At 45.1% G+C, this 2,069-nt stretch carries 2 protein-coding genes; one reads left to right on the top strand and one right to left on the bottom strand.

Annotated elements, in window-relative coordinates; all coding sequences use genetic code 11:
• Positions 1-965: methionine--tRNA ligase (metG, locus tag PX484_RS16070; RefSeq protein ID WP_288104728.1), on the bottom strand; the 965-nt coding region annotated here is incomplete at its 3' end.
• Positions 966-1,120: 155 nt separating this feature from the next.
• Here metG and PX484_RS16065 point away from each other — a divergent pair.
• Positions 1,121-1,837 carry a lysophospholipid acyltransferase family protein gene (locus PX484_RS16065; protein ID WP_002800085.1) on the top strand — a complete coding sequence of 239 codons (717 nt, stop codon included), beginning with the start codon at positions 1,121-1,123 and terminating at the stop codon, positions 1,835-1,837.
• Positions 1,838-2,069: the final 232 nt, after the last annotated feature.

The raw sequence follows: 2,069 nt of genomic DNA, 5'->3' as shown, positions 1-2,069 counted from the left end.
TCAACCAAATCGAAGGGATCGAGGGTATTACCGAGACTTTTGCCCATTTTCCGCCCGTCTTTGGTCAAAAAGCCATGGCCGAACACTCTTTTGGGCAAGGGTAAACCCGCCGACATTAGCATAGCCGGCCAATAAATGGCATGGAATCTTAATATATCTTTACCGATCAGATGCAGATCGATCGGCCACCATTTGGCCAAGGCATTTTCTAGGGTGGGTTCGTCTTCGGGGTCGAGAAGGGCGGTAACATAGCCAAGAAGGGCATCAAACCAAACGTAGATGGTATGCTTACCATCGTGGGGAATGGGAAACCCCCAAGCCACATTAACCCTAGAGATGGAGAAGTCCTGTAGTCCCTGGTTGACGAAGTTGAGAACCTCATTACGTCGGCTTTCCGGTTGAATAAAATCCGGTTGTTCTTGGTAAAGTTGTTCTAGTTGCGTCTGATATTTAGAGAGACGGAAAAAATAGTTTTCCTCGTCGCGCCATTCGGCGGCCAGATTAGTATGAATGGGACAACAGCCATTATCTAACAGTTCTCTTTTTTCCTTAAATTCTTCACAGGCGACGCAATACCAACCCTGTTGGCGATCGAGATAGATATCGCCCTTTTCCCAGACTCTTTCAAAAAATTCGTTAACAATTGCCTGATGACGGGGGGCGGTGGTGCGACTAAAGCGATCATACTGGATGTGTAGCTTTGCCCAGAGATTGGCAAAACTGGTGGCGATGCGATCGCAGTGTTCCTGGGGATTGAGTCCTTTGGCTGCCGCGGTTCGTTCGATTTTCTGTCCGTGTTCGTCGGTTCCTGTAATCAGGAGGACAGAATTGCCCTGTAACCGCTGCCATCGCGCCATAACATCCGCTACGATCGTCGTGTAAGCACTGCCGATGTGAGGGATATCGTTGACATAATAAAGAGGTGTTGTTAAAGCAAATGTATTTCGCTCATTTAAATCATTCATGAAATTTATTTTTTTAAATAGACGAGGCTGCCCCGAGGCTGATCCGTAGATGATTGGGACATAATCCCTATATTTTATGATCCTCTAATTCTGTTTTATCCTTTAGTTGTGATCTAAGTCAATAAAAACAATCTTAAGGCCGATTTTTTTTTTCCATGAAGCTGCTTACCCCCCTATCCACCTCTCGTTTAATTCTTGATACCACGCGCACGAGTCTGTTTACCGTCGGTCAAGAAAATCTACCCGGCCAAGGAGTGGCGATCGTGGTAAGTAACCATCGTAGCTTTTTGGACGCGCCGATCTTAATTCAAGCTTTGGGCAAAACTCTCCCGATCGCCTGTCATCACTACATGGGAAAAACCCCGCTTTTGCGGGAATTAATCGGAGAATTGGGCTGTTTTCCCTTTGATACCCCCGAAAAACGCCACCGGACTTTTTTTCGGCAAGCAACGGATTTTTTACAGTCCGGACGATGGATCGGTTTATTTCCAGAAGGTGGATCGCCGATGTTAAATTTGACTGCTCCTCGTCAAATTAGCCCTTTTCAAAGCGGATTTGCCCATTTAGCCCTGCGTTGTCCCGTGGAGAATTTATTTGTCTTACCTGTGGCTATTCTCTCCGAGTCGGAAACTGTTATTAGTCCTTTTCCCGTGCGTTTGCTGCGCTGGTTAGATACCACGGAACCTTTATTCGATCAAGATGGTTGGCATCCCGTTGTCTTTTATCATCGTGTCAAGGTGGCGATCGGTCGTCCCTATGGAATTACTGAAAGCGATCGCTCAGATTATCAAGGTAAACAAGGAAAAAAAGCCCTTAATCGTTTAATTGGTCATTGTCAGTCGGAAATTAGCGATTTATTGCTGAAAGGGTAGGTCAGGAGTCAGGAGACAGGAGAAAGGAGGCAGCTTTTTTCTTCCCACTTCCTAACTCATAATTCATAATTGATACTGGAGTGATTTGTTATAAGTAGGGTTTGCTGAATAAATCTAAAAACCTTGTTGGATAAGGCTTTTAGACTTTTTTTCCCTGAAAAAGTGCCTACCATTGGAGTGATTGGGGGGAAAATTTAGGGATTTTTTCCCTGAAAATTAGGTAATTGACCAC

This window comes from Microcystis sp. M49636_WE2 (assembly GCF_030065375.1).
In the GTDB taxonomy this organism is placed as follows: Bacteria; Cyanobacteriota; Cyanobacteriia; order Cyanobacteriales; family Microcystaceae; genus Microcystis; species Microcystis aeruginosa_C.
This window is presented reverse-complemented; position numbering and strand designations above follow the sequence as displayed.

Bases quoted from the DNA above. Each gene is read 5' to 3' on its own strand.
- PX484_RS16065 (WP_002800085.1), top strand. From the start codon at position 1,121: ATGAAGCTGCTTACCCCCCTATCCACCTCTCGTTTAATTCTTGATACC.